Origin of the sequence: Cobetia sp. 1CM21F (genome assembly GCF_023161745.1) — a bacterium.
GTDB classification, from domain to species: domain Bacteria; phylum Pseudomonadota; class Gammaproteobacteria; order Pseudomonadales; family Halomonadaceae; genus Cobetia; species Cobetia amphilecti.
Genome location: NZ_JALNTQ010000001.1, coordinates 167,342 through 193,023, shown reverse-complemented (window position 1 = coordinate 193,023; position 25,682 = coordinate 167,342). Strand labels below are relative to the sequence as shown.

General features: G+C 62.5%; 19 protein-coding genes. 5 read left to right on the top strand and 14 right to left on the bottom strand.

Annotated elements, in window-relative coordinates; genetic code table 11:
• Positions 1-72 precede the first annotated feature (72 nt).
• The 4 genes from MSG32_RS00745 to gap form a co-directional block, all read right to left on the bottom strand.
• Complete coding sequence (locus MSG32_RS00745; RefSeq protein WP_248376937.1) at positions 73-939, bottom strand: dienelactone hydrolase family protein; 867 nt, start codon at positions 937-939, stop codon at positions 73-75.
• 95 nt (positions 940-1,034) lie between these two features.
• Positions 1,035-3,389 (bottom strand): PAS domain-containing protein, encoded by a 2,355-nt coding sequence (locus MSG32_RS00740; protein WP_248376935.1) that lies wholly within the window; start codon positions 3,387-3,389, stop codon positions 1,035-1,037.
• Positions 3,390-3,755: 366 nt separating this feature from the next.
• Positions 3,756-4,148, bottom strand: a complete 393-nt coding sequence (locus MSG32_RS00735) for a hypothetical protein (protein ID WP_248376932.1) — start codon at positions 4,146-4,148, stop codon at positions 3,756-3,758.
• Positions 4,149-4,843: 695 nt separating this feature from the next.
• Positions 4,844-5,848: a type I glyceraldehyde-3-phosphate dehydrogenase gene (gene gap, locus MSG32_RS00730; RefSeq protein WP_043331416.1), complete on the bottom strand. Its 1,005-nt coding sequence runs from the start codon at positions 5,846-5,848 to the stop codon at positions 4,844-4,846.
• 365 nt (positions 5,849-6,213) lie between these two features.
• On the opposite strand from gap, the gene edd reads away from it, so the two are divergent.
• The 5 genes from edd (at position 6,214) to MSG32_RS00705 (ending at position 12,922) form a co-directional block, all read left to right on the top strand.
• Entirely contained in the window at positions 6,214-8,064 is a 1,851-nt protein-coding gene (edd, locus tag MSG32_RS00725) for a phosphogluconate dehydratase (protein ID WP_054555569.1), read from the top strand.
• A 55-nt stretch (positions 8,065-8,119) separates the two neighbouring features.
• Entirely contained in the window at positions 8,120-9,136 is a 1,017-nt protein-coding gene (gene glk / locus MSG32_RS00720) for a glucokinase (protein WP_248376931.1), read from the top strand.
• Positions 9,137-9,173: 37 nt separating this feature from the next.
• A complete protein-coding gene (locus MSG32_RS00715; protein ID WP_248376930.1) occupies positions 9,174-10,052 on the top strand; it encodes a D-hexose-6-phosphate mutarotase in 879 nt (292 codons plus the stop codon).
• A gap of 204 nt (positions 10,053-10,256) precedes the next feature.
• A complete protein-coding gene (pgi, locus tag MSG32_RS00710; RefSeq protein WP_054555572.1) occupies positions 10,257-11,939 on the top strand; it encodes a glucose-6-phosphate isomerase in 1,683 nt (560 codons plus the stop codon).
• Entirely contained in the window at positions 11,939-12,922 is a 984-nt protein-coding gene (locus MSG32_RS00705; protein WP_054555573.1) for a carbohydrate kinase, read from the top strand. The genes pgi and MSG32_RS00705 overlap by 1 nt, the downstream gene beginning before the upstream one ends.
• Before the next feature lie 246 nt (positions 12,923-13,168).
• On the opposite strand, the gene MSG32_RS00700 is transcribed toward MSG32_RS00705, so the two are convergent.
• The 10 genes from MSG32_RS00700 to MSG32_RS00655 form a co-directional block, all read right to left on the bottom strand.
• On the bottom strand, positions 13,169-14,209 hold the full coding sequence (locus MSG32_RS00700) for a porin (protein WP_107336186.1): 1,041 nt from the start codon (positions 14,207-14,209) through the stop codon (positions 13,169-13,171).
• 605 nt (positions 14,210-14,814) lie between these two features.
• Positions 14,815-16,200 carry a TRAP transporter large permease subunit gene (locus MSG32_RS00695; RefSeq protein WP_248376929.1) on the bottom strand — a complete coding sequence of 462 codons (1,386 nt, stop codon included), beginning with the start codon at positions 16,198-16,200 and terminating at the stop codon, positions 14,815-14,817.
• The gene (locus MSG32_RS00690; protein ID WP_248376928.1) at positions 16,197-16,781 is read right to left on the bottom strand and encodes a TRAP transporter small permease; all 585 of its coding nucleotides are present in this window, start codon (positions 16,779-16,781) and stop codon (positions 16,197-16,199) included. Before MSG32_RS00690 ends, MSG32_RS00695 begins: the two co-directional genes overlap by 4 nt.
• 97 nt (positions 16,782-16,878) lie before the next feature.
• Positions 16,879-17,868 (bottom strand): TRAP transporter substrate-binding protein, encoded by a 990-nt coding sequence (locus tag MSG32_RS00685; RefSeq protein ID WP_043331540.1) that lies wholly within the window; start codon positions 17,866-17,868, stop codon positions 16,879-16,881.
• A gap of 379 nt (positions 17,869-18,247) precedes the next feature.
• Positions 18,248-19,291 carry a ProQ/FINO family protein gene (locus tag MSG32_RS00680; RefSeq protein ID WP_248378386.1) on the bottom strand — a complete coding sequence of 348 codons (1,044 nt, stop codon included), beginning with the start codon at positions 19,289-19,291 and terminating at the stop codon, positions 18,248-18,250.
• 103 nt (positions 19,292-19,394) lie between these two features.
• On the bottom strand, positions 19,395-19,946 hold the full coding sequence (locus tag MSG32_RS00675; protein WP_054555577.1) for a dihydrofolate reductase: 552 nt from the start codon (positions 19,944-19,946) through the stop codon (positions 19,395-19,397).
• Complete coding sequence (locus MSG32_RS00670; protein ID WP_043331428.1) at positions 19,943-20,737, bottom strand: thymidylate synthase; 795 nt, start codon at positions 20,735-20,737, stop codon at positions 19,943-19,945. The genes MSG32_RS00675 and MSG32_RS00670 overlap by 4 nt, the downstream gene beginning before the upstream one ends.
• Positions 20,738-20,950: 213 nt before the next feature.
• Positions 20,951-21,754 carry a prolipoprotein diacylglyceryl transferase gene (lgt, locus tag MSG32_RS00665; RefSeq protein ID WP_054555578.1) on the bottom strand — a complete coding sequence of 268 codons (804 nt, stop codon included), beginning with the start codon at positions 21,752-21,754 and terminating at the stop codon, positions 20,951-20,953.
• Positions 21,755-21,881: 127 nt separating this feature from the next.
• A complete protein-coding gene (locus tag MSG32_RS00660) occupies positions 21,882-22,664 on the bottom strand; it encodes a sulfite exporter TauE/SafE family protein (RefSeq protein WP_248376926.1) in 783 nt (260 codons plus the stop codon).
• 73 nt (positions 22,665-22,737) lie between these two features.
• Positions 22,738-25,551, bottom strand: a complete 2,814-nt coding sequence (locus MSG32_RS00655) for a response regulator (protein ID WP_248376925.1) — start codon at positions 25,549-25,551, stop codon at positions 22,738-22,740.
• Positions 25,552-25,682: the final 131 nt, after the last annotated feature.

The following is a 25,682-nucleotide window of genomic DNA, read 5'->3' as shown; positions in this document are numbered from 1 at the left end:
GGCTTTTTCATGTCGATCACCTTCAGCACCGGTGCCGACGGATCAGGTCTCGACGTCTCAGATCTTGACGCCTCAGGTCTTGACGGATTTCTTCGGTGTCTTGAAGACCTCATTGAACAGGTTGAGCATGACCTGCCAGGAAGCCGAATCCGCGGCCGCGTCATAGCCCAGCGGCAGATCGTACTTGGCCGCCTTGGCATCCGATTCCGGATTGGTGAAGGCGTGCTTGGCGCCCGGATACTGGATCAGGGTAGTGCGCGTCTCGAGTGACTGGAAGGTCGCGACCAGCTTGTCGAGATCCTCCTGCGGCACCAGCGTATCGGCCGCGCCATTCTGGATCACGACCCGGCCGGCAAACGGCTCGGGCTCCGTCACGGCAATCGACGGGCTGCCATGGAAGCTGACGACCGCCTTGAGCGGTGCTCCGGTCAGCGCCATATTGAGCACCACGGCACCGCCGAAGCAGTAGCCGATCGCCGCCATGCGCTCGCCATCGACTTCCGGGCGTGAGCGCAGCACCGCCAGCGCCGAATTGAAGCTGGATTCCGCCTTCGGCCAGTCGCTCATCACCGCAGAGGAGAAGGCGCCGGCCTCCTTGGGATGCTCGGCCGTGCGCCCACCGCCATACATGTCGACGGCCATGACCACGTAGCCAAGCCCTGCCAATTGTTCGGCGCGCTTGCGGGCATAGCTGTTCAAGCCCCACCACTCATGCACCAGCAGGATACCGGGTCGACGCCCCTGCGCCTTGGCATCGCGTGCGATCAGGCCTACGTGCTCCTCACCATTGGCCCGATAGGTCACCGTCTCCGTCACCACCTGCGGCCCCTCGAGACGATTGATCAGCGGTGCATCCTCGGCGGCCATGGCCTGTCCGGCGGAAAATACCGACTGTGCAAACAACAGGGTGCCAGCGCACCAGCCACGTAACATTCGCATCGCCTACTCCTTGTATGACGTGATCCACTTGCATGACGCGATCCACAACCTGAGACACCGGCTGCAGGTGTGCCCGATTGATCACCGGTATTGGCTCAATTGTCCTCGCTCAAGGACTGCGATGCCAGCACCACCCGATCGCGACCGCTGCGCTTGGCACTGTAGAGCGCCATATCGGCACGGTGCAGGTAGCCATCCCGGGTCTCCCCCGGCAGCGGTGTCGCCACTCCCATGCTGATGGTGCAGCGCAGTGTCAGCGACTTGAAGCGCACCTCCAGCGCCGCGATCTGCTGTCGCAGGCGCTCGGCCATGCCGACACCGGTGGCGGTACCGGCATCGGTGAGCAGGACGGCAAACTCCTCGCCGCCCAGACGCGCAAAGCAGTCATCGCGCCGCAGCTGGGCACGACACGCCTCGCCAAGACTGATCAGCACCTGATCGCCCGCCGCATGGCCGTGAGTGTCATTGACGCGCTTGAAGTGGTCGATATCAAACAGGATCAACGCCATCTGCTCCCGCGATGACGAGCTCAGCAGGGTCTCGAGCGTGTCGAGGAAGCTGGCTCGGGTCATGGCGCCTGTCATGGCGTCCGTCATCGCTTCATGCTCACGGCGCTGTTCGACCAGCTTGCGCTCATGAATGTTGCGCGACACCGACAGCACGCGCTGATAACGCCCGGTGGCGGGGTCCATCGAGGGCGTCGAGATCGACTCGAACCACAGCGTATGCCCGGCCTTGTGTTGAATCCTGAAGTCGATTCGAAATACCTCGCCGAGACAGGCGGCACGATGGACCTCCTGCGCGATGCGCAGCATGTCATCGGGATGGATCAGCTGCTTGATCTCCTGGCCGATGATCTCCTGCGGGCGATAACCGCAGAGCTTTTCCACCGAGGGGCTGATGTACTGACAGATGCCGTGGGAGTCCTCGATGCTGACCAGATCGCTGACGGAGTTGAGGATGAAGCGATAGCGCTCTTCGCTCTGGCGCAGTTCATCCTCGATACGGTATCGGGCGGTGGCATCATCACAATAGCCATTCCAGATCACGCCGCCCTCGGGGGAGTCGATCATCTGCGGCAGCCCGACACACGCCAGCCTGCGCTCCTGACCATCCGGATGCTGATAGCGTATCTCCGCCTCCCAGGGCGATTGCTGCTGGGCACTGGTCTGCAGTGACATGAGCAGCTGCTCACGCTCGCGACCCGCGATGCGCGCCAGCAGCAGCATGGGGTCGTCGATGACGGCCTGCGGGTCGAGCCCCAGCACTTGCGAGGCAACCGGCGAGAGGTAGGTATAACGCAGCTCGCCCTCTTGGCTCAGGCGACACTGGAAGACGACGCCGCGCATCTGCTGGACAAGGTTGTCCAATTGGCGCCGATGCGCTTCGCGCTGGGTGACATCACTGAGCTTGCCGAGCACGGCAGTGACCTTCCCCTCAGGGGAGTAACTCAGCTGCATGTCATCCTGGAGATAGCGCTTGCGCCCATCCACATGTACGAAGGCGTAACACAGACTCAGACGACTATGGCGCTCCCGCACGGCCTCATCAAAGTGCTGCTGACAGATGGCCAGCTCATCCGGCGCCAACCTGGCTTGCCAGAGGCCCGGGCTTGCCATCAGCAGATCATGCGAGAGCCCAGTGAGCGCCTCGCTGCCTGCCGACAGATACTCCAATTCCTCTGGCGGCCATTCACCAGCGGTCGCGTAGTGCGCGCCGGGTGTCTCATCCACCCGCCGCGCCAGACGCTGCTGTTGGTCGATCACATGCTCGAGGCGTTGATGTACCTGGGTGATGTCGCGCGCCATCACGGCCACCTGACGCCCCTCGTCGGCGAGCGAGCGTCCCAGACTGACCATCTGCACGGACAACCTGGATTCCCCCCGCGGCAGCGACAGGCTGATATCGCATTGCCAGGGTTCGGCTCTCTCGAGGCTACGCAGGACATGAGGGAGGTAGAGGTGCTCAAGCGTGAGGCGGGAATGCGCACAGGCCGCATCGTGATAGAGGTGCCAGGCCGGGTTGGCATGACTGATCACCAGACTTTCATCCTTGAGCAGCAGGATCGCCATCGGGTCACGGCTGCGCACCATCATCAGACGATAGGCACGCGCCAGCTGCTGCTCCTGTTCATTGGCCTTGTCACGCTGCGTGATATCCGTCACTCGTCCACACAGCGGATGCCCCACACCGGAACTCCACAGACATTCCTCGAGCAACAACAGCTGCCCGCTGCGGTCGCGCATGCGATACGTCGTGCGCTCGACCCGCCCCAGCGAGGCGCGAAAGTCACTCAATCGCTGCCGGTCGGCGGTGATCACCAGCGAAAGCCAGAGCTCCGGCTGCTTGAGAAAATCCCGCACCGTATATCCCAGCAGGCGTTCCGCCGCTGCATTCATGGCAATCAGGCGCTGACCATCAGCACTGAGCGTGAACAACACATCTGCCACGACAGCATAATGATGCTGCAGCAAACGACTATCCGCGAATGATTCAGGCAACGTGAAACCCCTTCTCTGTCATGCGGTTTGCTCAAGAATGCCCTATCCATGGCGCTGGCAGCCAGCAGTACCCCCAACGCTTGGTTGCGCGAAGATCCGGGCAGATGACGGCATATGAACGATTGCGACCTTTGCCTTTGCGTCTGACTATCTCCCTTATCGGCAGCGCTGGCGCAATGTTGTGGGCGAATATCACGCAAGCGGCGCCGAAGGGAAAACCTCATGGATGCAAAAAGCCCGAAGCATAAGCTTCGGGCTTTTTTGAGAGCTCACCTTGAACAGAGCTGGCCTTGATCAGAGCTGGCCTGGAAAGATCTAGCCTTGCGCGGAACGCGGCATGGCATCGTCGATGAGCGAAGAGGACGGGGCATCATGTGCGCCACTGCGGCCGTCGTTGCCCTCGCCAGCCGGCTTGGCAGTGGTGCGCGGGGCCTTACGCTTGTGACGCCGCGACTGCCTGCTGTCCTTGTCCTGCTGGGCGGAAGGCGCCTTGACCGGCAGGCGCGCCCGCAGGTGCTCGAGCAACGCGCGAAAATCGTCCGGCTCCATGCCGATGCGCTCCGCTGCGGCACTTTCCTGCCATAGCACATAGATCGCCGGCTGCTCACGCCCCAGGTCCATACCCACGACCTTGCCCTCGCGCTGGGTACGCGGGTCGCGCAAGGTAGCACCGATCAATTCATGAGCTTCGCGGATGGCATCGTGCATCTGAGACAGCCTGCTGTGGAAGTCGAGATAACTGCCGGAAAGTGTGCGGCAGTGTGGCAATACCTTCCCTGAATTGCGCACAACAATGGATCACTCGCAGGCCATAGGGCCGCCTGCATGATTTGACGTTGTCATGACCTGGCTCACCGATAGACGCAAGGCCAACAGGTGCGAAGTGTAACACACCGCCACAGTTTCGCTAATTTCACTCGACCGTGAATTACGATGACGACATGTTGACCACCTTTCTCGACGTATCAGCGCACGTTTCACACCACCTGACCCAACTCTGTCGCGATCGTGCTCAGAAAAGTTGCCATAAGGTCACGCCATTGACGCAAGACAACGACACTTTGCGCCCTGAAGCACCTCCCGCACTTTTATGGTGCGCAAAAAAAACCTCTCCCATTGGGAGAGGTTCAAAAATGGATGACGCGATGTCATTCCGAGCAGCATCGAAGCCGGTCTTGGCGCCAACCCTGACCGACCACCGATTCAAAGGGGACGAATGGCATTGCCTTGTCCGTGGAGCCTGAGCGCGACGCGAGAATCCTCGGGCCACTCGTCCTCACCTGTTGGGAGCCTGCCCTCCTGTCTTGCCGACAGACTGACAGGCCCCCGAATTCTTGCTGTCCCGCGCGGCCTTTTGAGTTGATCGATGAGGGATCAACGGCCGCGCGGAATTCACCAAGCGCTTACTTGGCGGCTTGCATTGCCAGCGCAGTGTCGAGCATACGGTTGGAGAAGCCCCACTCGTTGTCGTACCACGCCATGACCTTGACCAGGCGATCTTCGCTGACGCGAGTGTGATTGCTGTCGAAGGTGGAAGAGTGTGCATCGTGATTGAAATCGATGGACACCAGCGGCAGCTCGTTTACTGCCAGCACGCTGGAGCCTTCGGCGGCCTTGGCCACGATGGCGTTGATCTCTTCGATGGAGGTATCACGTGACGCGGTGAAGGTCAGATCGACCAGCGACACGTTGATGACCGGCACGCGGATCGCCAGACCATCCAGCTTGCCGTTCAGTTCCGGCAGCACCAGACCCACCGCCGCGGCGGCACCGGTCTTGGTCGGGATCATGGAATGGGTCGCGCTGCGGGCACGGTACGGGTCGGAGTGGTAGACATCCGACAGGTTCTGATCGTTGGTGTAGGCGTGAATGGTGGTCATCAGGCCATTCTCGATGCCGACTTCATCATTCAGCGCCTTGGCGACCGGCGCCAGGCAGTTGGTGGTGCAGGACGCGTTGGAGACGACCTGATGCTCGGCCTTCAGCACATCTTCGTTGACGCCGAACACGACGGTCGCATCGGCATCGCCGCTCGGCGCGGAGATCAGCACACGCTTGGCGCCGGCTTCGATGTGCTTGGCAGCGGCAGCACGCTTGGTGAACAGACCGGTGCATTCCATCACCAGGTCGATGTCCAGGCTGGACCACGGCAGCTGGGCCGGGTCACGCTCGGCCAGGATGCGGATCTTGTCGTCACCGACGAACAGGTTCTCTTCGTCGTGCGAGACGGTCTCGGCGAAACGGCCGTGGACGGTATCGCGGCTCAGCAGGTGAGCGTTGAGCTTCGGATCACCCAGATCATTGATGGCGACGACCTGGATACGATCGTTGTACTGACCTTCATACAGCGCACGCAGCACGTTGCGACCGATGCGACCAAAACCATTGATGGCGACGCGTAATGTCATGACTCAACTCCTGTGGCGTATGGCGGGTGCAGGACCAGACCTGATCCAGGAACGAAAGCCTGCAATGCGTTCCGTGAAATTATCCTACACGCTTTTCCCATAATTTGGCCGAAAGTCGTCCAGTCTTCAAGCAGTTTTTTTGTTAAATTTACCGAATATTCCGAACAAAACCGTTTCTCTAGCGCCATGACGCGCTACTGTAGGCTACCCCGGTAACCGAACGACGCGACACGAGTGAGGCCAGAGGCTTTACACCGCCATCACCACTGGATAGCGTCGCCGGATAGCAGCACGCCCACACAGCGGGAAACGCTTTCTTTCGCCAGCCTCGGCGCCCTGCGCCGCCTGATACATGAGGTAAGAGCATGTCAGTCAACCAGACCGTAGAGCACGTGACCCAGCGCATCATCGACCGCTCCCGCGAACGCCGCGCCGCCTATGAGCAGTTGATGGAAAGCCAGCAGCGCCGCGGTGTACACCGCTCCGAGCTCTCCTGTGGCAACCTGGCGCACGGCTTTGCCGCCTGTGGCGAGACCGACAAGAATCGTCTCAAGCTGATGAACTCGGCCAACCTGGGCATTATTTCGTCATATAACGACATGTTGTCCGCCCACCAGCCGTTCGAGGACTATCCGCGCATCATCAAGGAAGCCGTCCAGGCGATGGGCTCCACCGCCCAGTTCGCCGGCGGCGTGCCCGCGATGTGCGATGGCGTGACCCAGGGTCAGCCGGGCATGGAGCTGTCGCTGTTCTCGCGCGACCTGATCGCCATGGCCGCCGCTGTCGGCCTGTCGCACAACATGTTCGATGGCGCCCTGTTCCTCGGCGTGTGCGACAAGATCGTCCCGGGCCTGTTCATCGCCGCCGCACGCTTCGGCCACCTGCCGACGCTGTTCGTGCCGGCCGGCCCGATGCCCTCCGGCCTGCCCAACAACGAGAAGGCGCGTGTCCGTCAGTTGTTCGCCGAAGGCAAGGTCGGCCGCGATGCGCTGCTGGAAGCCGAGTCCGCGTCCTACCACAGCCCGGGCACCTGCACCTTCTATGGCACCGCCAACTCCAACCAGCTGATGGTCGAGCTGATGGGCCTGCACCTGCCGGGCGCGTCCTTCGTCAATCCGGGTACCCCGCTGCGCGAAGCCCTGACGCGTCACGCCGCCGAGCAGACCATCCGCAACAGTGAAGTCGGCGGCGACTACCGTCCCTTCTATCGCCAGATCGATGCCCGCGCCATCGTCAATGCCATGGTCGGCCTGCTGGCTTCCGGCGGCTCCACCAACCACACCCTGCACCTGGTCGCGATGGCCGGCGCTGCGGGCGTGACCATCACCTGGGATGATTTCACCGAGCTTTCCGCGGTGGTGCCGAGCCTGACGCGCATCTACCCGAACGGCCAGGCCGACATCAATCACTTCCAGGCGGCCGGCGGCATGAGCTTCCTGATCCGTGAACTGCTCAAGGCGGGTCTGCTTCACGACATCCCCACCCAGGACGGTGGCACCCTGGCCGGCTATGTCCGCGAGCCCTTCCTCGAGAACGGCAAGCTGGTCTGGAAGGACGGCCCCACCGACAGCCTCGACGAGGATGTGCTGCGTCCGGTGGCCAACCCGTTCGCCCCGACAGGCGGCCTGACCGTGCTGGACGGCAACCTCGGCCGCGGCGTGATCAAGGTCTCTGCCGTCAAGGAAGAGCATCGTCTCGTCGAAGCGCCGGTGAAACTGTTCAGCGACCAGGATGAGATGAAGGCCGCCTTCGAAGCCGGTGAGCTGGAGCAGGACATGGTCGCCGTGGTGCGCTACCAGGGTCCGCGTGCCAACGGCATGCCGGAACTGCACAAGCTGACGCCCTACCTCGGCATCCTGCAGGACCGCGGCTTCAAGGTCGCACTGGTGACGGATGGCCGCATGTCTGGCGCCTCGGGCAAGGTCCCGGCTGCCATTCACATGACGCCGGAAGCGCTCGACGGCGGCCCGCTGGCACGCCTGCGCGAAGGTGACGTGGTCCGCCTGGATGCCAATGCCGGCACCCTCACGGCGCTGGTCGATGAAGCCGAATGGGCCGAGCGCGAGGCCGAGACCATCACTCGCGACAGCTATCATCACGGCCTGGGCCGCGAGCTGTTCTCCGGCATGCGCTCACTGGTCGGCGGTGCCGAGGAAGGCGCCTCCAGCTTTGCAGGCTACGGCGACCTGCCGGGCAGCGGCCACGACCTGATGTGATGGGCGCACCCTGTCACTCTCCTGAGGCACTGACGCAAAGGAAGGATGCCGGACGATGACCCGCGACACCTCCCATCGCCTTGCTCTAGTAGGCGATATCGGTGGCACCAATGCCCGGCTGGCACTTGTCCAGCCGGGCAGCCACACCCTGCAGCACATCCAGACGCTCGCCTGCGCCGAGCATGCCGGACTCGAGGAGGCCATCCAGGCCTACTATCGGATGCTGGGCCTGTCAGAGGCCGAGCAACCCGTCGAGGCCTGTCTGGCCTTCGCCTGCCCCGTGCATGATGAACGCGTCAGCATGACCAACAATCACTGGACGTTTCTCAAGCGCGAGGTGCGCGAATCATTGAGGCTTGAGCGCTTCAAGTGCCTCAATGATTTCACCGCCATGGCGTTGGGCGTGCCCCACATCGAGGCCAGCGAACGTCTGGCCATCGGTGAGGAGCTCACCGAAGGTAGTGGCGATGCGGCCTCGCCACGTCTGGTGATCGGCCCCGGCACTGGCCTGGGTGTGGCGGGTCTGGTGCGCGGCACGCACAACTGGATTCCGCTCGCGACCGAGGGGGGACATGCAAGCTTCGCCCCCACCGACGAGATCGAGGATGGCCTGCTCGGCATCTTCCGCCGTCGCCATGGTCGCGTCTCGGTGGAGCGCCTGCTGTGTGGCCAGGGCATGCTCGAGATCTATCAGGCCCTGGGCGAGCTGCGTCAGCAGGAATCACCACTGGCAAGCGCCGCTGACGTCAGCCAGGCAGCGCATGAGCACCTGCATCACGATGAACCGCAGAATGCTCTCGCCTTTGATGCCGTGATGCGCTTCATGAAGATTCTTGGCGCGGTCGCCGGCGATGCGGCACTCACGCTGGGGGCGCGTGGCGGGGTCTATCTGTGCGGTGGCGTGCTGCCGCGCAACCTGGATCTGCTGATGCACAGCGATTTCCGCCACGCCTTCACCGACAAGAATCGTCTGAGCCGTTACAATGCCGCGATACCCACCTGGGTGGTGACCGCGCCGTGGACCGGCCTGCTGGGCGCCGCCGAGGCTCTGCACAATGAAGAGGTGGCATGATGCACCGCCACCTCCTGAACCATCGAGGTAGCTCGAGATGATCCCCGAAAGTCTGCGCGCACTGATCGCCGACACCGCTGGCCAACGCACTGTCGAATGGCAGGGCCGCTCGCTGTTGATCCTCAACCAGGAGTGGGGCGAGCTGGTGGTCTGCCACCAGGGGGCTCAGGTGCTGCACTATCAGCCGACGGGCGATTCTCCCTGGCTGTGGGTGACGGAAACGCCCGCTGCCCTGCCGGGCAGCATTCGCGGCGGCATTCCGCTGTGCTGGCCCTGGTTCGCGGATGAATTCCCCGAGGGCGAAAGCGAACTGCACGGCCCCGCTCGCAAGGCCGACTGGCGCATCGATGCGGTGGACGAGGAAGAGGAAGGCGTCGAGATCCATGCCTCACCGGTCTCAGCGCTGCACGCCGCCCTCTCTCCGCGCGTGGTGATCTTTGCCAGCCGCCGCTTCCTCAAGGTCGAGCTGATCACGGAAAACCGTGGCGAGGCCCCGATCAAGATGACCGGCGCGCTGCATACCTACTTCGCAGTGCCGAATGCCTTCGAATGTCGCGTCACCGGTCTGGCCGGCGCCAGCTACCTGGACAAGCGCCAGGACTTCTCGCGCTTCGACCAGCAGGGCGAACTGGGCGTGCGCGGCCCGCTGGATCGCATCTACCAGACCAGCCAGATTCAGGTGCTCGAGGACGGCAAGCGTCAGCTGCGCATCGCCAAGCAGGGCTCTGACTCCACGGTGGTCTGGCATCCCGGGGACGCGCCGCCGGCCGACACCAGCGTCGAGAATGCGCGCAGCTTCCTGTGTGTCGAGACCGCTTGTACGCGCCTCGATCCGGTCTGGCTGCCGCCGGGCGCTCAGCATCTGCTGGCCCAGCACATCTCACCGCTGAGCGGTTATGAGACGAGCGGCGAGTGAATGACAGCCGGCCACGCGGCTCACGGCGTGGCCGGCCCCTTGCGCACCTTGTCGACCAACCGAGAGCGCCAAGCGCCTGAATCGTGTCATCGACACGACTCTCGGCTGACAGTGACTCTCGCCTCGCCTGCAAGCGTGCGTCGGGCCGCCACAGAATGCGACCCGCCCCGATGAACTTCAACAACCCATACGATGGACACTTCCATGCTGCAATTGACCCGTAGTGTTTCCTGGCAGGCGCTGACCCGGCTGGGCGAGGTGACCCGCAACGACCGCATCCGCGATTACTTCGCGGCGGATCCCAAGCGCTTCGAGAAGATGAGCCTGCGCGTCGGCGGCCTGTTTCTCGACTACTCCAAGCACCACATCTCCGATGAGGTGATGGAGGCGCTGGTCGAACTGGCTGAGCACTCTGCACTCGTTCAACGTCGCGCGCAGATGTTCTCCGGCGACATCATCAACGTCACCGAGAATCGCCCGGTGCTGCACACCGCACTGCGCAGCCAGACCAACACGCCGGTCATCGTCGATGGCAAGGACGTGATGCCGGAAATCCACAAGACGCGCGAGCAGATCCGCGCCTTCTCGGAAGCCGTGCGCAGCGGTGAGTGGAAAGGCTTCGACGGCCAGCGGATTCGCGACGTGGTCAACATCGGCATCGGCGGCTCTGATCTGGGCCCCAACATGGCCTGCCGTGCGCTGCTCAAGCATCGCCACCCGGAAATCAATTTCCACTTCGTCTCCAACGTCGATGGCAACCACATCCAGAAGGTGCTCAAGCGCCTGGATCCGGCCACCACGCTGTTCATCGTCTCCACCAAGACCTTCTCCACCCAGGAAACCCTGCTCAACGCCAAGACGGCGCGCCGCTGGTTCCTGGAGCACGCCGGCCAGGATGCCGACGTCGGCGCCCACTTCGTCGCGGCTTCCACCAACCGCAAGGCGGCCAAGGAATTCGGCATTCGCGAAGAGAACGTCTTCGAATTCTGGGCCTGGGTTGGCGGTCGCTACTCCATGTGGTCCTCCATCGGCCTGCCCATCGCCCTGTCCATCGGCTATGAAGGCTTCATGGAGCTGCTGGAAGGCGCCCATGAGATGGACCAGCACTTCATCAATGCGCCGATGGCCGAGAATATGCCGGTCCTGATGGCGCTGATCGGCATCTGGTACATCAACTTCATGGGTGCCGAGACCCAGGCCATCGTGCCTTACGACCAGGCCCTGCATCAGCTGCCCGCCTTCCTGCAGCAGCTGGACATGGAATCCAACGGCAAGTCGGTCGACATCTTCGGCCGTCCGGTGGACTACAAGACCGGCCCGATCGTCTGGGGCGAGACCGGCTCCAACGGCCAGCATGCCTTCTTCCAGCTGCTGCACCAGGGTACTCGCTACGTGCCCATCGACTTCATCGCCTCGCTGAAACCGGAGCCGGGCACCGAAGAGCACCACTTCGCGCTGATCACCAACATGCTGGCGCAGGCCAACGCCTTCATGGAAGGCAGCCAGGATGGCAGCAACCTCGATCCGCACTACAATTGCCCGGGCAACCGCCCGTCGAGCACCCTGCTGCTGGATGAGATGACCCCGCGCAATCTCGGCGCACTGATCGCCCTCTACGAGCACAAGGTCTTCGTGCAGGGCGTGATCTGGAACATCAACTCCTTCGACCAGTGGGGCGTGCAGCTCGGCAAGCGCATCGCCGGGGAAATCAGCGCGCGTATCGATACCGACGTGAAGGCCTTCGATCCGTCCACCCAGGGCCTGCTGGCACTGGTCCGCGAGCACTTCCCTGCCGGTGGCGCCACCCAGGCGGATGACAGCAACGACAAGCCGGGCAAGAAAGCCAAAGGCTCCACGACGACCACTCGCAAGGAAACCTCCTCCTGATGACTCCGGTAATCGCGTTCGGCGAAGCGCTCGTCGACATGCTCTCCAACAAGCTCGGCGGCCAGGCCGTCGAGCAGGAAACCTTCACGCCCTACGCGGGCGGCGCACCGGCCAACGTCGCGGTGGCCTGTGCCCGCCTCGGCCTGCCGAGTCACTTCGTCGGCATGCTGGGTCAGGACAGCTTCGGTGACTTCCTGCACGACGAACTGAGCGCTCATGGCGTGCAGATGGATCACGTCAAGCGCACCAGCCATGCGCGCACCGCGCTCGCCTTCGTGTCTCGCGATGAAGAGGGTGAACGCCGCTTCGACTTCTATCGTCCGCCGGCTGCTGACCTGCTGTTCCGTCCGGAGCACGCCGGGCCTGAGCTGTTCGCGACTCCCGCCATCTTCCACCTGTGCAGCAACAGCCTGACCGATGCCGGCATCGCGGACACCAGCTTCGTGCTGGCGTCACGCGCACGTGCTGCAGGCTCCCTGGTCAGCGTGGATGCCAACCTGCGTCACAACCTGTGGCCGAACCAGCAGGTCGATGTGACCCTGGTCACGCGGCTGCTGGACAACGCCGACATCCTCAAGCTGTCCCAGGAAGAGGTCGAGGCACTGACCGGCAGTCAGCCGCAGACCGACTGGCTCGAAGCGCGCCTGAAGGCCGGTGTGCGCCTGATCGTGCTCACCGATGGCCCGGGCGTGATCCGTGCCCTGGTGCGCAAGCAGAGCGGCGACATCGAGACCGTCAGCATCACGCCGCCCACCGTCAAGGCGGTCGATACCACGGCCGGTGGCGACGCCTTCATCGGGGGCTTCCTGTCAGCCCTCAGCGAAGCCGGCATCAATGCCGACAACCTGAGCGACTGGTGCGAAGACGAGAGTCACCTCAACGCCGCACTGGAGCGTGCTGCGGCCTGCGGCGCCTTCGCCGTGACTCGCCCGGGTGCCTATGCTGCACTGCCCAAGCGTGAAGACCTCGACGCCATGAAATGATGGCCAGATAATTGCGCTGACCGGTTATCCGCCAGCGCTATGATTTCCCTGAGAGGCGCATGATAAAAGCCCCTTTGATCATCAGATCAAAGGGGCTTTTTCGTGACCATGACGCTCATGCTTGCGCATTGGCCACCCTCCCTTCATCGGACAGGGAGGGAGTCAGTCATCACAAAAGAGACAGACGTAAAAAAGCCGGCCCCGAGGGACCGGCTTTCGTTAGCTTGCTAGACGATTGAAGACGTCTTAGAAGCCGTAGTAAATGCCGACTGCAGCGCCGTCACCATTATCGCCAGAACGGTCGTACTGGGCGTATTCAATGTAGGTGTACATCGCGGAAGAGATGTTGTAAGTCACACCCAGGTTGAATTCGTTGAAGCTGTCGTCGCCGCCGTTGTCGGCAGCCAGATCAGATCCATCGTCTGCATCGACATACTGGTAGCCGCCGTAGACGTCGCCCATGCCGTAGCCGTAACGCGCGCCGATACCGAAGTAATCGACATCAGCGTTGTCAGCTTCAGCAGCGAAACGCTCGGCTTTCACAGCAACGCGCAGGGCATCGACGGTGTACTGACCGGTGATACCGTACTGGTCACCGATGTCGCTGCCATTGGTGGCTTCGAACTGGTCCAGGTTGTCATACACGGCGGCGAGAGAGAAACCGCCGACGGTGTACTTGGCACCAGCGAAGAAGGAGGCCTGGTTGGAATCAGTGACGTTCTCGTCTTCACCATCACCTTCGAAGTTGGAGCCGACAGCGAACTGCATGCCGCCCATGACCGGAGACATGTACTGCAGCTTGTTGCCTTCACGAGTCTGGGAAGAAGTATCAGTCCCATCGGAGATGTTGCTGCTGGAGTCAGTCAGATCGAAGTATTCGTTGTTGGTGATCGGATCCTGGATCCAGTCATCCATCAGCTGATCCCAGGAACCGATACGCGCGTCACCGAAGGAGCCCTTGGCACCGACGTAGGACTGGTCGCCATCATTCAGGCCGTTGCCGCCGCCCTTGGATTCGTCAGCGTCGTATTCCCACTCGGCCTTGAAGTAACCAACGATATCGTCGTTGATCTTGTGCTCGCCCTTGGCACCGAAGGTAGAACCGTTGTCACCCAGTTCGCTTTCCGGATCACCGCCGAGCTGGTCGACATAAGAGTATGCCAGCTGCACGTTACCGTAGATGTCCAGCTTGGTACCGTCCTGGTTGTAGACAGTAGCAGCGGAAGCAGAAGTAGCAGCCAGGGCAGCAGCGCCGGCGATGGCAGTAGCCAGAAGTGTCTTTTTCATCGCGATAGTTCCTTAACTAGCGTTAACTGTTCGATCGTGTCTGCCGGTGGCAGTGACCAAGGTTCCGGGCGCTTGATGACGCCTCTAAAACTCTGTGGCCTAGTTATTATCCAATGCTCGCAGGGAAACCATATACCGGGCTTTCAGGATGTGCAACAGAAAAAAACACTGTTTTCGATCACCACTCCTGAACCTATCCATCGGTCGGTTGTCTGGCGTGAGCATACTCTAGGGCTCAAGAATGAAGGATTCATGACAACCATGCGTCTTGACGCGGATTCCTGCATCACCGAGCGCATCGCTGAGCGTTAATCCCGGATTCATTGTGGAAAAACCTCGCTTGCGACAAAAGTCGCAGAACAAATACCCGTCAACTGCTGTGCTTGTCTGATGCCAAGTTGTGGTTTCCTCTCAGCTTTATCTTCATGAAAGGCACCGTCCCTGTGCCAATGATTCATTCATGAGTCTGCTATCAAGATCGGTCATCAAGCTGGGTCATCAAATCCAGTCAACAAGCCCAGTCGCCCTCCCTGTCATCAAGCTCTGTCATCAAGCTCTGTCATCAATCAATCTTTCCATCGCACCTTGTCAGAAGGCAGTGATCCTCAACTGCTCAACCAGTTGGGCAGGAACAGCGAGATAGCCGGCACGTAGGTGATCAACACCAGGAACAGCAGCAACAGCGACAGCCACGGCAATGCTGCCCGAATGACCCAGGTCATCGGCTTGCCGGTGATCCCCGCCGTCACGAAGAGGTTCAGACCCACGGGGGGTGTCAGCATGCCGATCTCCATGTTGACCACCATGATGATGCCGAGATGGATCGGGTCGATCCCCAGCTGCGTCGCGATGGGGAACAGGATAGGCGCCATGATCAGCAGGATGGCCGAAGGCTCCATGAAGTTGCCCGCCGCCAGCAGCAGCAGATTCATCACGATCAAGAAGCCCCACGCCGGCAGTCCCCAGCCGATGATGGTTTCGGCGATGGTGTGCGGAATGCGCTCCGTGGTCAGTACATGCGCGAACAGCATCGCGTTGGCGATGATGAACAACAGCATCATCGAGACACGCGCGCCATCCAGTACCACCTTCTTGACCTCCTGATCGGTGAAGGACCCCAGAAGCCCGGCAGGCACCTGCCACAGCGCGCGCAACCCCGCACTCCCCCAGGCTTCGTTGCCCTTGCGCCACGGCACGTTCTTCAACGGCCCCATGTCGCGATAGCCCACCACGGCGATGAACCAGGCATACACCGTGGCCACGGCCGCGGCTTCGGTGGGACTGGCCACGCCGCCATAGATCGAGCCCAGCACGATGAAGATCAACATCAGACCGCCCATGGCGATCAGGCCGGAGCGCGCAAGCACCCGCATGCCGGGGAAAGGTTGTGCCGGCAACTTCTTGATCCGCGCCGCGATATAAATGGCGACCATCAGAATACCGCCCATCAGGAGGCCCGGAATCAGGCCGGCCATGAACATCTTTGCCGCCGAGACTTCCGTGGCGGCGGAATACACCAGCATCACGATGGACGGCGGAATCAGGATGCCCAGTGTCCCGGCATTGGTAATCACGCCCGCCGCAAAGGACTCGGTATAGCCCTGGCGCACCATGCCCGCGATCACGATGGAGCCGATCGCCGCCACCGTGGCCGGAGAGGAGCCGGACACGGCGGCAAACAGCATGCATGCCAATACGGAGGCCATCGCCAGCCCACCGCGCACGTGGCCGATGGCATCGGTGGCGAAGGTGATCAGGCGACGTGCCACGCCACCGGTCGAGAGAAAGGTGCTGGAGAGAATGAAGAACGGGATCGCCAGCAGGGTGTAGTGATGCGACAGGGCTTCGAACAGCTTGATCGCCACCGACCCCAGTGAGTCACTGGAAAACAGCAGGATCGTGGTGACGCTCGAGAAGCCCAGCGCAAAGGCGATCGGCATGCCGAGAAAGATGCCGCCGAACAGCAGCGCAAACAGAGTGGCTATGGTCATCGTGGTGTTCCCTGATCACTGTCACGGCCAACATCGCCGTTGTCTTGGCCATCCGGCGCGTCCGACTGCACCAGATGCATGCTGTCCTCGCCTTCGTCATGAAAGCCGAAGCCACTGGCATCGCCACGAATCACCTTCCAGCCCAGTACCGCAAAGCGCAGCATCAGCAGCAACATGGCAATGGGCAGAATGGTGAGGGCGTACCACTTGGGAATCGCGATGTCCTCAAGCTCGATGCCGATCATCTTCATCAGCGAGAGATATTCATAACTGCCGACCAGCAGCATCACGCAGTACGCCATGCAGATCGCCAGCGCCAGCAAGGTCGCCACGCGCTGCCAGAGCATCGGCAGCATCTTGACCACGACATCCACGCCGATGTGCGCGCCCTGCTTGACGCCCCAGGACACGCCGATCAGCACGAACCAGCCCGCCAGATACAGCGTGGCCTCCTGTGACCAGCTGATGCCGGTATTGAAGACGAAGCGCAACACCACCTCGACGAAGACCAGCAGCACCATCGCTACCAGCAGCAGAGAGAATAGCGTCTCTTCCGCCTTGTGAAGCCATCGTAGTGCCATGGCAAAAATCCTCATGTCGCTCAAGGACACTTGCCCCACGCGAGATCGCCGATGTCCTGGCGCTCAAGATGGGGCAAGTGATGGATGGCCTGATGACTTACTGGTTGGCAGCTTCCGCGGCGTCGACGATGTCCTGACCGATATCCTCGGCAAACTCGCCCCATACCGGCTTCATGGCGTCGACCCACTGCTGACGCTGGGCATCGTCGAGCGTGATGATCTCGCTCTGGCCTGAATCGATGATGGCCTGCTTGGCCTCCATGTTCTTGGCTTCGGAGAGCTGGTTGCCGTAGACGATGGCCTCATCGAGCGCCGACTTGACCTCACCACGCACGTCATCCGGCAGGCCATTCCAGAAGCGCGCCGAGGACACCACCATGTAATCCAGCACCCCGTGGTTGGATTCGGTGATGTACGGCTGCACCTCGAAGAACTTCTGGGAGTAGATGTTGGAGTAGGTATTCTCCTGGCCGTCGATGGCCTTGGTCTGCAGCAGGATGAAGACCTCGGAGAACGGCTTCTTCAGCGAGACGGCATCCACCGCGTCAAACTGGGCCTCGAGCACATCGGAGGTCATGATGCGGAATTTCTTGCCATCGGCATCCTCCGGTGTCTTGAGCGGCGATGACGCGGACAGCTGCTTCATGCCGTTATGCAGATAACCGAGCCCCACCAGCCCCTTGGATTCCAGCGATGTCAGCAATGACTGACCCGTCTCGCTGCTCTGGAAGCGTTCGACAGCGCCCATGTCCTTGAACAGGAAAGGCAGATCGAAGACCTGCAGCTGATCGGTATATTTCTGGAACTTGGACAGTGACGGTGCGGCCAGCTGCACATCGCCCAGCAGCATGGCTTCCAGCACCTTGTCGTCCCCGTACAGCTGCGAACTGGGGTAGAGCTCGACTTCCACCTTGTCGCCCAGACGCTCCTCTACCAATTGCTGGAATTTCTTGCCCATCTGGCCCTTGGGGGTATTTTCCGCCACCACATGGGAGAACTTGATGGTGATCGGGTCGGCCATGGCCGTCGCTGAGGCAAACAGGATGGCGGCACTCAGGGCGGTCAGGGCTGGCTTGATAAGGCGCATGGCGAATCCTCTTGAATTGCGGATATTGTTGGTCTTGTAGGGCATTCGATATCCCGTCTGCGCGGCTCCGACACGAAGCCGCGCAGAGGTGCGGCGCGAGCAGGGATAGCCGAGACACTGCGAGCATTGCGCCACAGCCGCCAGATAGACGAAATAATCCGGACAATTCAATGAGTTGAAGACGCACAGTTCGCACATAACTCGCGCACAAGTGAGCCGAATTCCGCCGGCGCCGGCGATTTGCGAGGAGTTGTGCGGATTTCCGCCCATCAACGACAAGGCCCCTGTGCGGGAATCCGCACAGGGGCCTTATCTGTTAGCACCGATCATTGTCGATCGAGCGTCTTCACCAGCTGTCGCACCACCTGCCAGCACATTCTCAGGGACGGTGCTTGGTCATCAGCTCGCTGAGCTTGTGGCTGATACGCTGATCGGTCGCCTGCTCTTCCCGCGCCTTCTGCTGGCGCGTCAGCTCATCGAGCTGCTGACGGGCATGGCGTGCCTCATCTTCCGTCACGGCACCCACCGACTGACCCGAGAGGTCCACGCGCTGCGTGCCCGCCCGTACCGCCTTCAGATACCGCGGCAGATGGACATAACCCGCCAGCGCGCGCCGCACCAGCTTGTCATCCCAGGGCTCGTTTTCCAGCAGCTCGATATGGATGCCGATCTTCAGCGGCCGGGTGTGGCCCTTGAAGAAGGTATCCGGATAGCGCTTGTACCACTGCTTGAGCAGCGCATGGGGAGAAGGCGCCGACTCAGGCTGAGAAGCCTGCTGTGCCTGCGGGGCCTCGCCCTGCTCGGCCTCGTTCTGCTGATGCGCTTCCTGCTCCTGCGGTACCTGAGCTTGCGGCGTTTGAGCTTGCGACATCTGGGCTTGCGACACCTGGGCTTGCGACACCTGAGCCTCGGACAAATCAGCAGCCGTCGCTGACTGCGCGGCAGCTGCCGGCTGACTCACGTTCAGGCGCTCTGAGGCCAGGCGTTCCGCCTGCGCCTCCTGCTGCGCTGCCAGACCCGCCTCCGCATTCGTGGAGGGTTGCGGCGCAGAAGCCTGCTCAGCCTGCTCAACCAGTTCACGCAATTGCGCATCTCGCGCCAGCAACGCCTCATTCACCGCGCTTAACTGCGCCTGCTGCTCCTGCAGTGTCTGGCGCGCCGCCGCGAGTTGCTCAGCGAGCTGCTCACGCTCATGACGCTCCGCGGCCAGTGCACGCTCGACTTCTGCCAGGGCATGCTGATGCGCATCGGCATCTGCCGTGGCTGCAGACGTTGCCTGCTGCTCCAGCTGGGCCAGCGCATCGCGCAGGCGGGCATTTTCCGACTCCAGGGCCGCACGGGCCTGGCGCTCTGTGTCACGCTGCTGTCGCTGTGTGTCGGCTTCATGTTCAAGCGCAGAATACAGCGCTTCGAGGCGATCCATCGTCAAGGCCTGAGCCTCCCTTGCACGCTATGGGCAGTTCCGTTTGGCACCAGTCTGTGTCAGTACCTGCTGACTGTAAAGGTCACGCCGGCCAGCCAGTGGCTCAGACGTCGCGGCGCTCGAAGCGCACGAAGTCATAGGCCGGCAGGCCCTCACCGCTCTCCCCCGGGACGCGCTGCGCTTCCTGCCAGCTCGCATCCAGCGCCGGGAAATGGGCATCGCCCTCGATCTCGACCGCAACCTCGGTGAGATAGAGGCGCGTCGCCACCGGCAGCGCCTGGGCGTAGATCTGACCGCCACCGATCACCATGATCTCATCCACGCCTTCGATCATCGCGTGGTGGTCCGCCATGCTCAGCGCGGCGGCCAGGTCACTGCAGACCCGCACGCCATCGTGACTGAACTCGCTGTCACGCGTGACCACGATGTTGAGGCGGTTGGGCAGCGGCCTGCCGATGGAGGCGAAGGTCTTGCGTCCCATGATCACCGGCTTGCCCTGGGTGACATGCTTGAAGAACTTCAGGTCTTCCGGCAGATACCACGGCAACTGGTTGTCGACGCCGATCACGCGGTTGACCGACATGGCGGCAATCATCGCGACGGGCACGACGGTGTCAGCCGCCGCCGTCAGCGGAGAGAATTCATTATCGCTCATACAGCCACCTGCGCCTTGATATGCGGATGGGATTCATAGCCTTCGATGGCAATGTCATCGAAGGTGAAGTCGAACAGATCCGTGACTTCCGGATTCAACACCAGCTGCGGCAGCGCCAGCGGCTCACGCGTCAACTGCTCACGCGCCTGCTCGAGATGATTGCTGTAAAGGTGGGCATCGCCGAGGGTGTGGATGAACTCGCCCGGCTTGAGGCCACACACCTGCGCGACCATCTGGGTCAGCAGCGCATAGCTTGCGATGTTGAACGGCACGCCGAGGAAGATGTCCGCGCTGCGCTGATAGAGCTGGCACGACAGGCGACCATCGGCGACGTAGAACTGGAACAGTGCATGACAAGGCGGCAGCGCCATCTCGTCCACCAGCGCCGGGTTCCAGGCCGAGACCATCAGCCGGCGCGAATCCGGGTTGGTCTTGATCTGCTCGATCAGCTGGCTGATCTGGTCGACGGAACCACCTTGCGGGTTCGGCCAGCTGCGCCACTGGTAACCGTATACCGGCCCGAGGTCGCCATTCTCATCGGCCCACTCGTCCCAGATACGCACGCCGTTTTCCTTCAGGTAGGCGATGTTGGTATCGCCCTTCAGGAACCACAGCAGCTCGTGGATGATCGAGCGCAGGTGCAGCTTCTTGGTCGTGACCAGCGGAAAGCCTTCGGCCAGATCAAAGCGCATCTGGTGGCCAAAGACACTCAGAGTGCCGGTGCCGGTGCGATCGCCCTTTTGTGTGCCGTTTTCCAGCACATGGCGCATCAGATCTAGATAGGGTTGCATGGTGGCGAGTCCGTACGGCGTGTCAGAGGCTGGCGCAGCGAGCGGTGCCGTGGATCGCCCTGCACCAGCCTCTTCATGAATTCGAATCGTTCACTTGACGATATTTGACGCTGCCAGATACGCAAGAACGCGGCCCGATGGCCGCGTTCTTGCGTATCTGGCAGGGGGCCAGTTTACACCGATCGCCCCCTGTATTCACGTCTGCATTGTCCCTCAGGAGGCGCGAGGTACCGGCGGCTGCGCCACTTCCTGACCGCGCGACCAGGCCATCAACAGCAGCCCGAACAGCACCATCGGCAGCGACAGCAACTGGCCCATGGTCAGCCAGTCGAAGGCGATGAAGCCGAGCTGGGAGTCCGGCTGACGGAAGAATTCGGTGATGAACCGGAAACAGCCGTAGCAGAGCAGGAAAAGGCCGGAGATCAAGCCTTTCTGGCGCGGTTCACGCGAGACGAACCACAGGATGGCGAACAGCGCGACGCCCTCCAGTGCAAACTGATAGAGCTGCGAGGGATGACGCGGTTCCGGCCCGTAGAGCGGGTAGACCATGCCCCAGGAGACATCGGTGATGCGACCCGGCAGCTCCTGATTGATGAAGTTGCCCAGCCGCCCTGCACCGAGCCCGATCGGCACCATCGGCGCGATGAAATCGGTCAGCTGGAAGAAGGTCAGCTGATGACGACGCGCGAACATCAGCATCGCGATCAACACGCCCAGCAGGCCACCATGGAAGCTCATGCCGCCATCCCAGACCTTGAAGATCCACACCGGGTCCGCCAGCAGCTTGTCGAAGCCATAGAAGAGCGCATACCCCAGGCGGCCACCCAGCACCACGCCCAGGGCGCCGAAGAAGATCAGGTCGCCTACCGCGTCCTGACTCAGGCCGACGCGTGCGCGACGTGCTCGTGCCAGCCCCCAGGCCGCCGCGAAACCGATCACGTACATCAACCCGTACCAATGAATCTTGAAGGGCCCCAGCGCCAGCGCCACGGGGTCGATCTCAGGATATTGCAACATGTGAAAACCTTGAATGAGGAAGTCGGGCTCTACCAACGTACTGGGCGATGCAGTCATCGCCTCTCGGGCGGGCAGAGCATAACAGTCAAAGCATGAACACGACCTGCCTGAAGCAGCGCATTCCCGCTCACGCCAGCAGAAACCGCAGTCCGACGATGACCAGAATCAGCGCGAACAGGCGCTTGAGCAGCAGAGCCGGCAAGGCATGCGCCAGCCGCGCCCCGAGGCGCGCAAACGGCACGGACGCCAGCACGATGCCCAGCCACGCCACCCAATGGACATAGCCGATGGCGTGCTCCGGCAGATTGGGGGCATGCCAGCCGACCACGATGTTGGTCAGTGCGGCGGTCAGCGCGATGGGGAAGCCTGCCGCGGCGGCGGTCCCCACCGCTTCGGTCATGCGCGCCTGCCAGCTGGAAAGCATCGGCACCATCACCGTGCCGCCACCGATGCCAAACAGCGAGGAAATCACGCCGACGGTACTGCCGCCCACGAACTGGCCGACCCGCCCGGGCGCCTGGGCCATCTGACCCACCTTGAGATCCAGCCCGAGCTTGGCCGCCACCAGCAGCACGAAGACGCCGAACGCCAGCCTGAGCGTCTCACCGCTCAGTTCACTGGCCAGCACCACGCCGAGCCCGGTGCCGACCACCAGCCCCGGCAACAGGCGTTTGAGCCAATCGAGGCGCACCGCACCGCGCTCATGATGCGCCCGTGCCGACGACAGCGAGGTCACCACGATGGTGGCCAGCGAGGTGCCGATCGCCAGATGCATCAACACCTCCGGCGCGACGCCTTGCAGCACGAAAGCCGCGGCCAGCACCGGCACGATGACAAGCCCTCCGCCGATCCCGAACAACCCCGCAATCATGCCGGCGACTGCGCCCAACAAGGGATACCACCACCACATACCCGACTCCTTTCATGCTGCATTGTGGTGACTGTCCGCCGAGAATGGCCCGGGCCTCTCAGCGCCATGACCGTCAGCCGTCTGTTGATGCTGGACCTTCGCCGCTGCCGGACGCGCGTGGCGTCAGCGTCACGTCAGGCAGCCACATGCTGACCTTGTCGATCAGCGCCTGAGGGCGGTAGGGCTTGCCCAGATAATCATCCAGCCCGGCGGCGAAGAAGCGCTCGCGATCGGCCTCACTGGCATTGGCGGTCAGCGCGATGATGACACTGCGCCGCTCACTGCCGGCGGCGACTTCCTGCTCGCGCCAGCGCTGGCTGACACTGACGCCATCCATGCCGGGCATGAAGATATCCATGAACACCAGCGCGTAGAAATGCTGGCCACGTGCGGCCAGCGCCTCTTCGCCGCTGCTGGCGGTATCGACCAACAACCCTTGCCGCCCGAGCACCGTGCGCGCCAGCATCGCATTCACCGGCCCGTCATCCACCACCAGAATGCGGGTTTCGGTCGGCTTGCCCGGCCATGTCATCGGCAGCAGGATTTCCAGCGCCTGCTCATCGTCCAGGTTGATCTGTCGATAGCTGCCGCCCAACTCGTCGATCAAGCGCCGCGCCATGACTAGACTCGAGGGCGATTGATGACCGATATCGAGCCCGACATGTCCACGCAGCTCGAGCCGCAGACAGCAACAGCCAGCGCCCTCGTCGTCTGAGCCCTCTGCAGAGAACGCTGCATCGCGACAGGCCGGCAGCTCACAGGCTTGCTGCAGCTCAAGTAGCAGAGATTGATGACTGGCGCTTTCGTGGCGCATGCAGCCTTCCGCCAGATGCTCGAACAGCTGCGCGAGGCGGCGCACATCACCGCGCAATGCCTCCGGCATCGGCCCCAGCTGCCACTCGAAGGGGCAACCGACATCATGATGGCGCTGCTGCATGTCCTCGAGCAGCGCCCCCAGCGTCTCGGTCGGCGAGAAGTCATTCTCTTCCAGCGGCGTCCGTACCACTTCCTCGCGCTCGGTCAGAGCGTCCAGCAGTTGCGCCACGCTGTCGAGACGGCCCTGCAGCAGGCTGAGCTCGGCATCCTCGATATGACGCTCACGCCTGAGCTGACCAAGCTTGCGCACCAGGCCTTGCAGCGGCGGCGTCAGCTCAGCGTGCAGCATGTCCAGATAATCACTCTTCAGACGCGCCTCTTCGCGGGCACGGTCACGCGCGACCAGCAACTGCTGGCTGGCCTGATCGTGTTCCGACTCATCGATCATCACGCCGAGCACCTGCGCCGGGTCATTGTTGAAGCGACACAGCTCCAGGCGCATGCGCCGCATGCGCCCCTCGGCGTCATGTACCCGGAGTTCACGACTGCTGGGCACGCTGGGATTGGGCTCCAGCATCAGCAAGCTGCCCACCGACCGCCCCAGCGCCTCATGCAATACCAGCCCGAACAGCTTCTCGAAGGCCGGGTTGGCCATCGCCAACAGCCCATGACGCATCACGAAGGCCGGCAGCGGCAAGGCATCCAGCTCATGGCCACGACCACGACGCAGCAAGGCCACGGCCCCACGGTGACGCCGCAGGATGTCATCCGCCGGATAGGCCTGCCGCCCCACCGGCGGGTACTCCTCCATCACCTCACCGTTCTCGATACGCTCGCTCTGGCGCGCCAACCACTCCAAGGGCTGCCCCAGGCGCTGGTCCATGCGCCTGAGCCGCCATTGCAAGATGAGCATGACGACGGCAAACACCAGCAGCAGCGCGCCACCACTGCCAAGCAACAGGGTCAGCAGCGGCACCTGGCCGGGCACCTCGAGTCGCGTGCTGGACACCAGGCGCCAACCAGTGACCGGCAAGCTGTCCCACACCACCACCTGTGTCCCGTGCGGATCATCCAGCGTGGCACCGCGCAGGCTGGTATCCATCGCGCGGGCGATATCCGCGGGCAGCTCCCGGGAATGGCCGTCGCCGACATTGCTGCTGGCCGCCCAGACGTTCAGGTGGTCATCGACCAGCCAGAAGGCATCCGAGGGGGCATGCCCCGGCAGCAGCAGGCGCGCCTCCATCTGCGGCAGCGCGAGATCCAGCCCGACACGCGCTTTCTGGCCATTGCTGAGAGAGACCTCCGCCAGCGCCGTGATCTGCGGCAGACCGGCAGGCCCCGGATGCGGCGGCAGCCAGACCACGCGCGCCGCACCATTGTCGGTGTTCTCGGCAAGCTGACGCACGGTGTCCGGCAGCACCCCGGTATAGGGCATGAAATCGCTGCCCGGTGCGAAGGCGTCCAGCACGTTGAACCAGGGATAGAGCATGACCATGCTGTTATCGAGGCTCACGAACAGGCGTGAGATCAGGGGGTCCGACGAGTAGAGGTCCGACAGCAGCCACTGCATATGCATCAGTCGCCGCCCGGCATCGCGATCCTCATCGCTCAACGGTCCTGCGAATTCGCCGTAGAGTGCGGCTCCCCCACGCGATACCGGCCTGAACAACTGGCCCTGCTCGGTGAGCGAGAACTGGTCCAGGCCATCGTCATAGGCGCTGCTCCCGTTGGCCCCGAAGTCGAGATGGCGCCGTGCATAGCGCGCCAGAATCTGCAGGCGACGCTGCTGGGTTTCCAGGCGCTCGCTGACCAGCGCCGTGGCCAGCGCATGCTCCTGCCGGAGCTCCCCCAGCGCGCTATCGACGGCGGCATGCTGCGTGCTGTCCCAGACCACGGCGGCCCCGACCAGAAAGCTCAACGCCACCGCCAGCTCCGCCAGCAGCAGCGGGCCAGCCGTCAGCCGAATCATGCGCGCCCAGACCTTCTCCAGGCCACTGGCGGGATTCTGGGCATTCGAAGCCACCGCCGCCGCGGGCGGTGGCTCGACAGAGGAAGCACGGCGCGAGAACATGATCTGAAAGCATCCTGTAGGTGAGGCGTCGGCAAGCCCGACCGCTGACCAGCGCAAGCTGTCGAGACAAAGCAGCAGCATACGCAAGCCGCCGTCAGGCGTCATGCAGTGCCAGCGTGACAGAGGCGCTA

Coding starts and splice junctions, on each gene's coding strand:
- MSG32_RS00745 (WP_248376937.1), bottom strand. CDS start 939: ATGCGAATGTTACGTGGCTGGTGCGCTGGCACCCTGTTGTTTGCACAG.
- MSG32_RS00735 (WP_248376932.1), bottom strand. CDS start 4,148: ATGCACGATGCCATCCGCGAAGCTCATGAATTGATCGGTGCTACCTTG.
- gap (WP_043331416.1), bottom strand. CDS start 5,848: ATGACATTACGCGTCGCCATCAATGGTTTTGGTCGCATCGGTCGCAAC.
- edd (WP_054555569.1), top strand. CDS start 6,214: ATGTCAGTCAACCAGACCGTAGAGCACGTGACCCAGCGCATCATCGAC.
- glk (WP_248376931.1), top strand. CDS start 8,120: ATGACCCGCGACACCTCCCATCGCCTTGCTCTAGTAGGCGATATCGGT.
- MSG32_RS00715 (WP_248376930.1), top strand. CDS start 9,174: ATGATCCCCGAAAGTCTGCGCGCACTGATCGCCGACACCGCTGGCCAA.
- pgi (WP_054555572.1), top strand. CDS start 10,257: ATGCTGCAATTGACCCGTAGTGTTTCCTGGCAGGCGCTGACCCGGCTG.
- MSG32_RS00705 (WP_054555573.1), top strand. CDS start 11,939: ATGACTCCGGTAATCGCGTTCGGCGAAGCGCTCGTCGACATGCTCTCC.
- MSG32_RS00700 (WP_107336186.1), bottom strand. CDS start 14,209: ATGAAAAAGACACTTCTGGCTACTGCCATCGCCGGCGCTGCTGCCCTG.
- MSG32_RS00695 (WP_248376929.1), bottom strand. CDS start 16,200: ATGACCATAGCCACTCTGTTTGCGCTGCTGTTCGGCGGCATCTTTCTC.
- MSG32_RS00690 (WP_248376928.1), bottom strand. CDS start 16,781: ATGGCACTACGATGGCTTCACAAGGCGGAAGAGACGCTATTCTCTCTG.
- MSG32_RS00685 (WP_043331540.1), bottom strand. CDS start 17,868: ATGCGCCTTATCAAGCCAGCCCTGACCGCCCTGAGTGCCGCCATCCTG.
- MSG32_RS00680 (WP_248378386.1), bottom strand. CDS start 19,291: ATGGATCGCCTCGAAGCGCTGTATTCTGCGCTTGAACATGAAGCCGAC.
- MSG32_RS00675 (WP_054555577.1), bottom strand. CDS start 19,946: ATGAGCGATAATGAATTCTCTCCGCTGACGGCGGCGGCTGACACCGTC.
- MSG32_RS00670 (WP_043331428.1), bottom strand. CDS start 20,737: ATGCAACCCTATCTAGATCTGATGCGCCATGTGCTGGAAAACGGCACA.
- lgt (WP_054555578.1), bottom strand. CDS start 21,754: ATGTTGCAATATCCTGAGATCGACCCCGTGGCGCTGGCGCTGGGGCCC.
- MSG32_RS00660 (WP_248376926.1), bottom strand. CDS start 22,664: ATGTGGTGGTGGTATCCCTTGTTGGGCGCAGTCGCCGGCATGATTGCG.
- MSG32_RS00655 (WP_248376925.1), bottom strand. CDS start 25,551: ATGTTCTCGCGCCGTGCTTCCTCTGTCGAGCCACCGCCCGCGGCGGCG.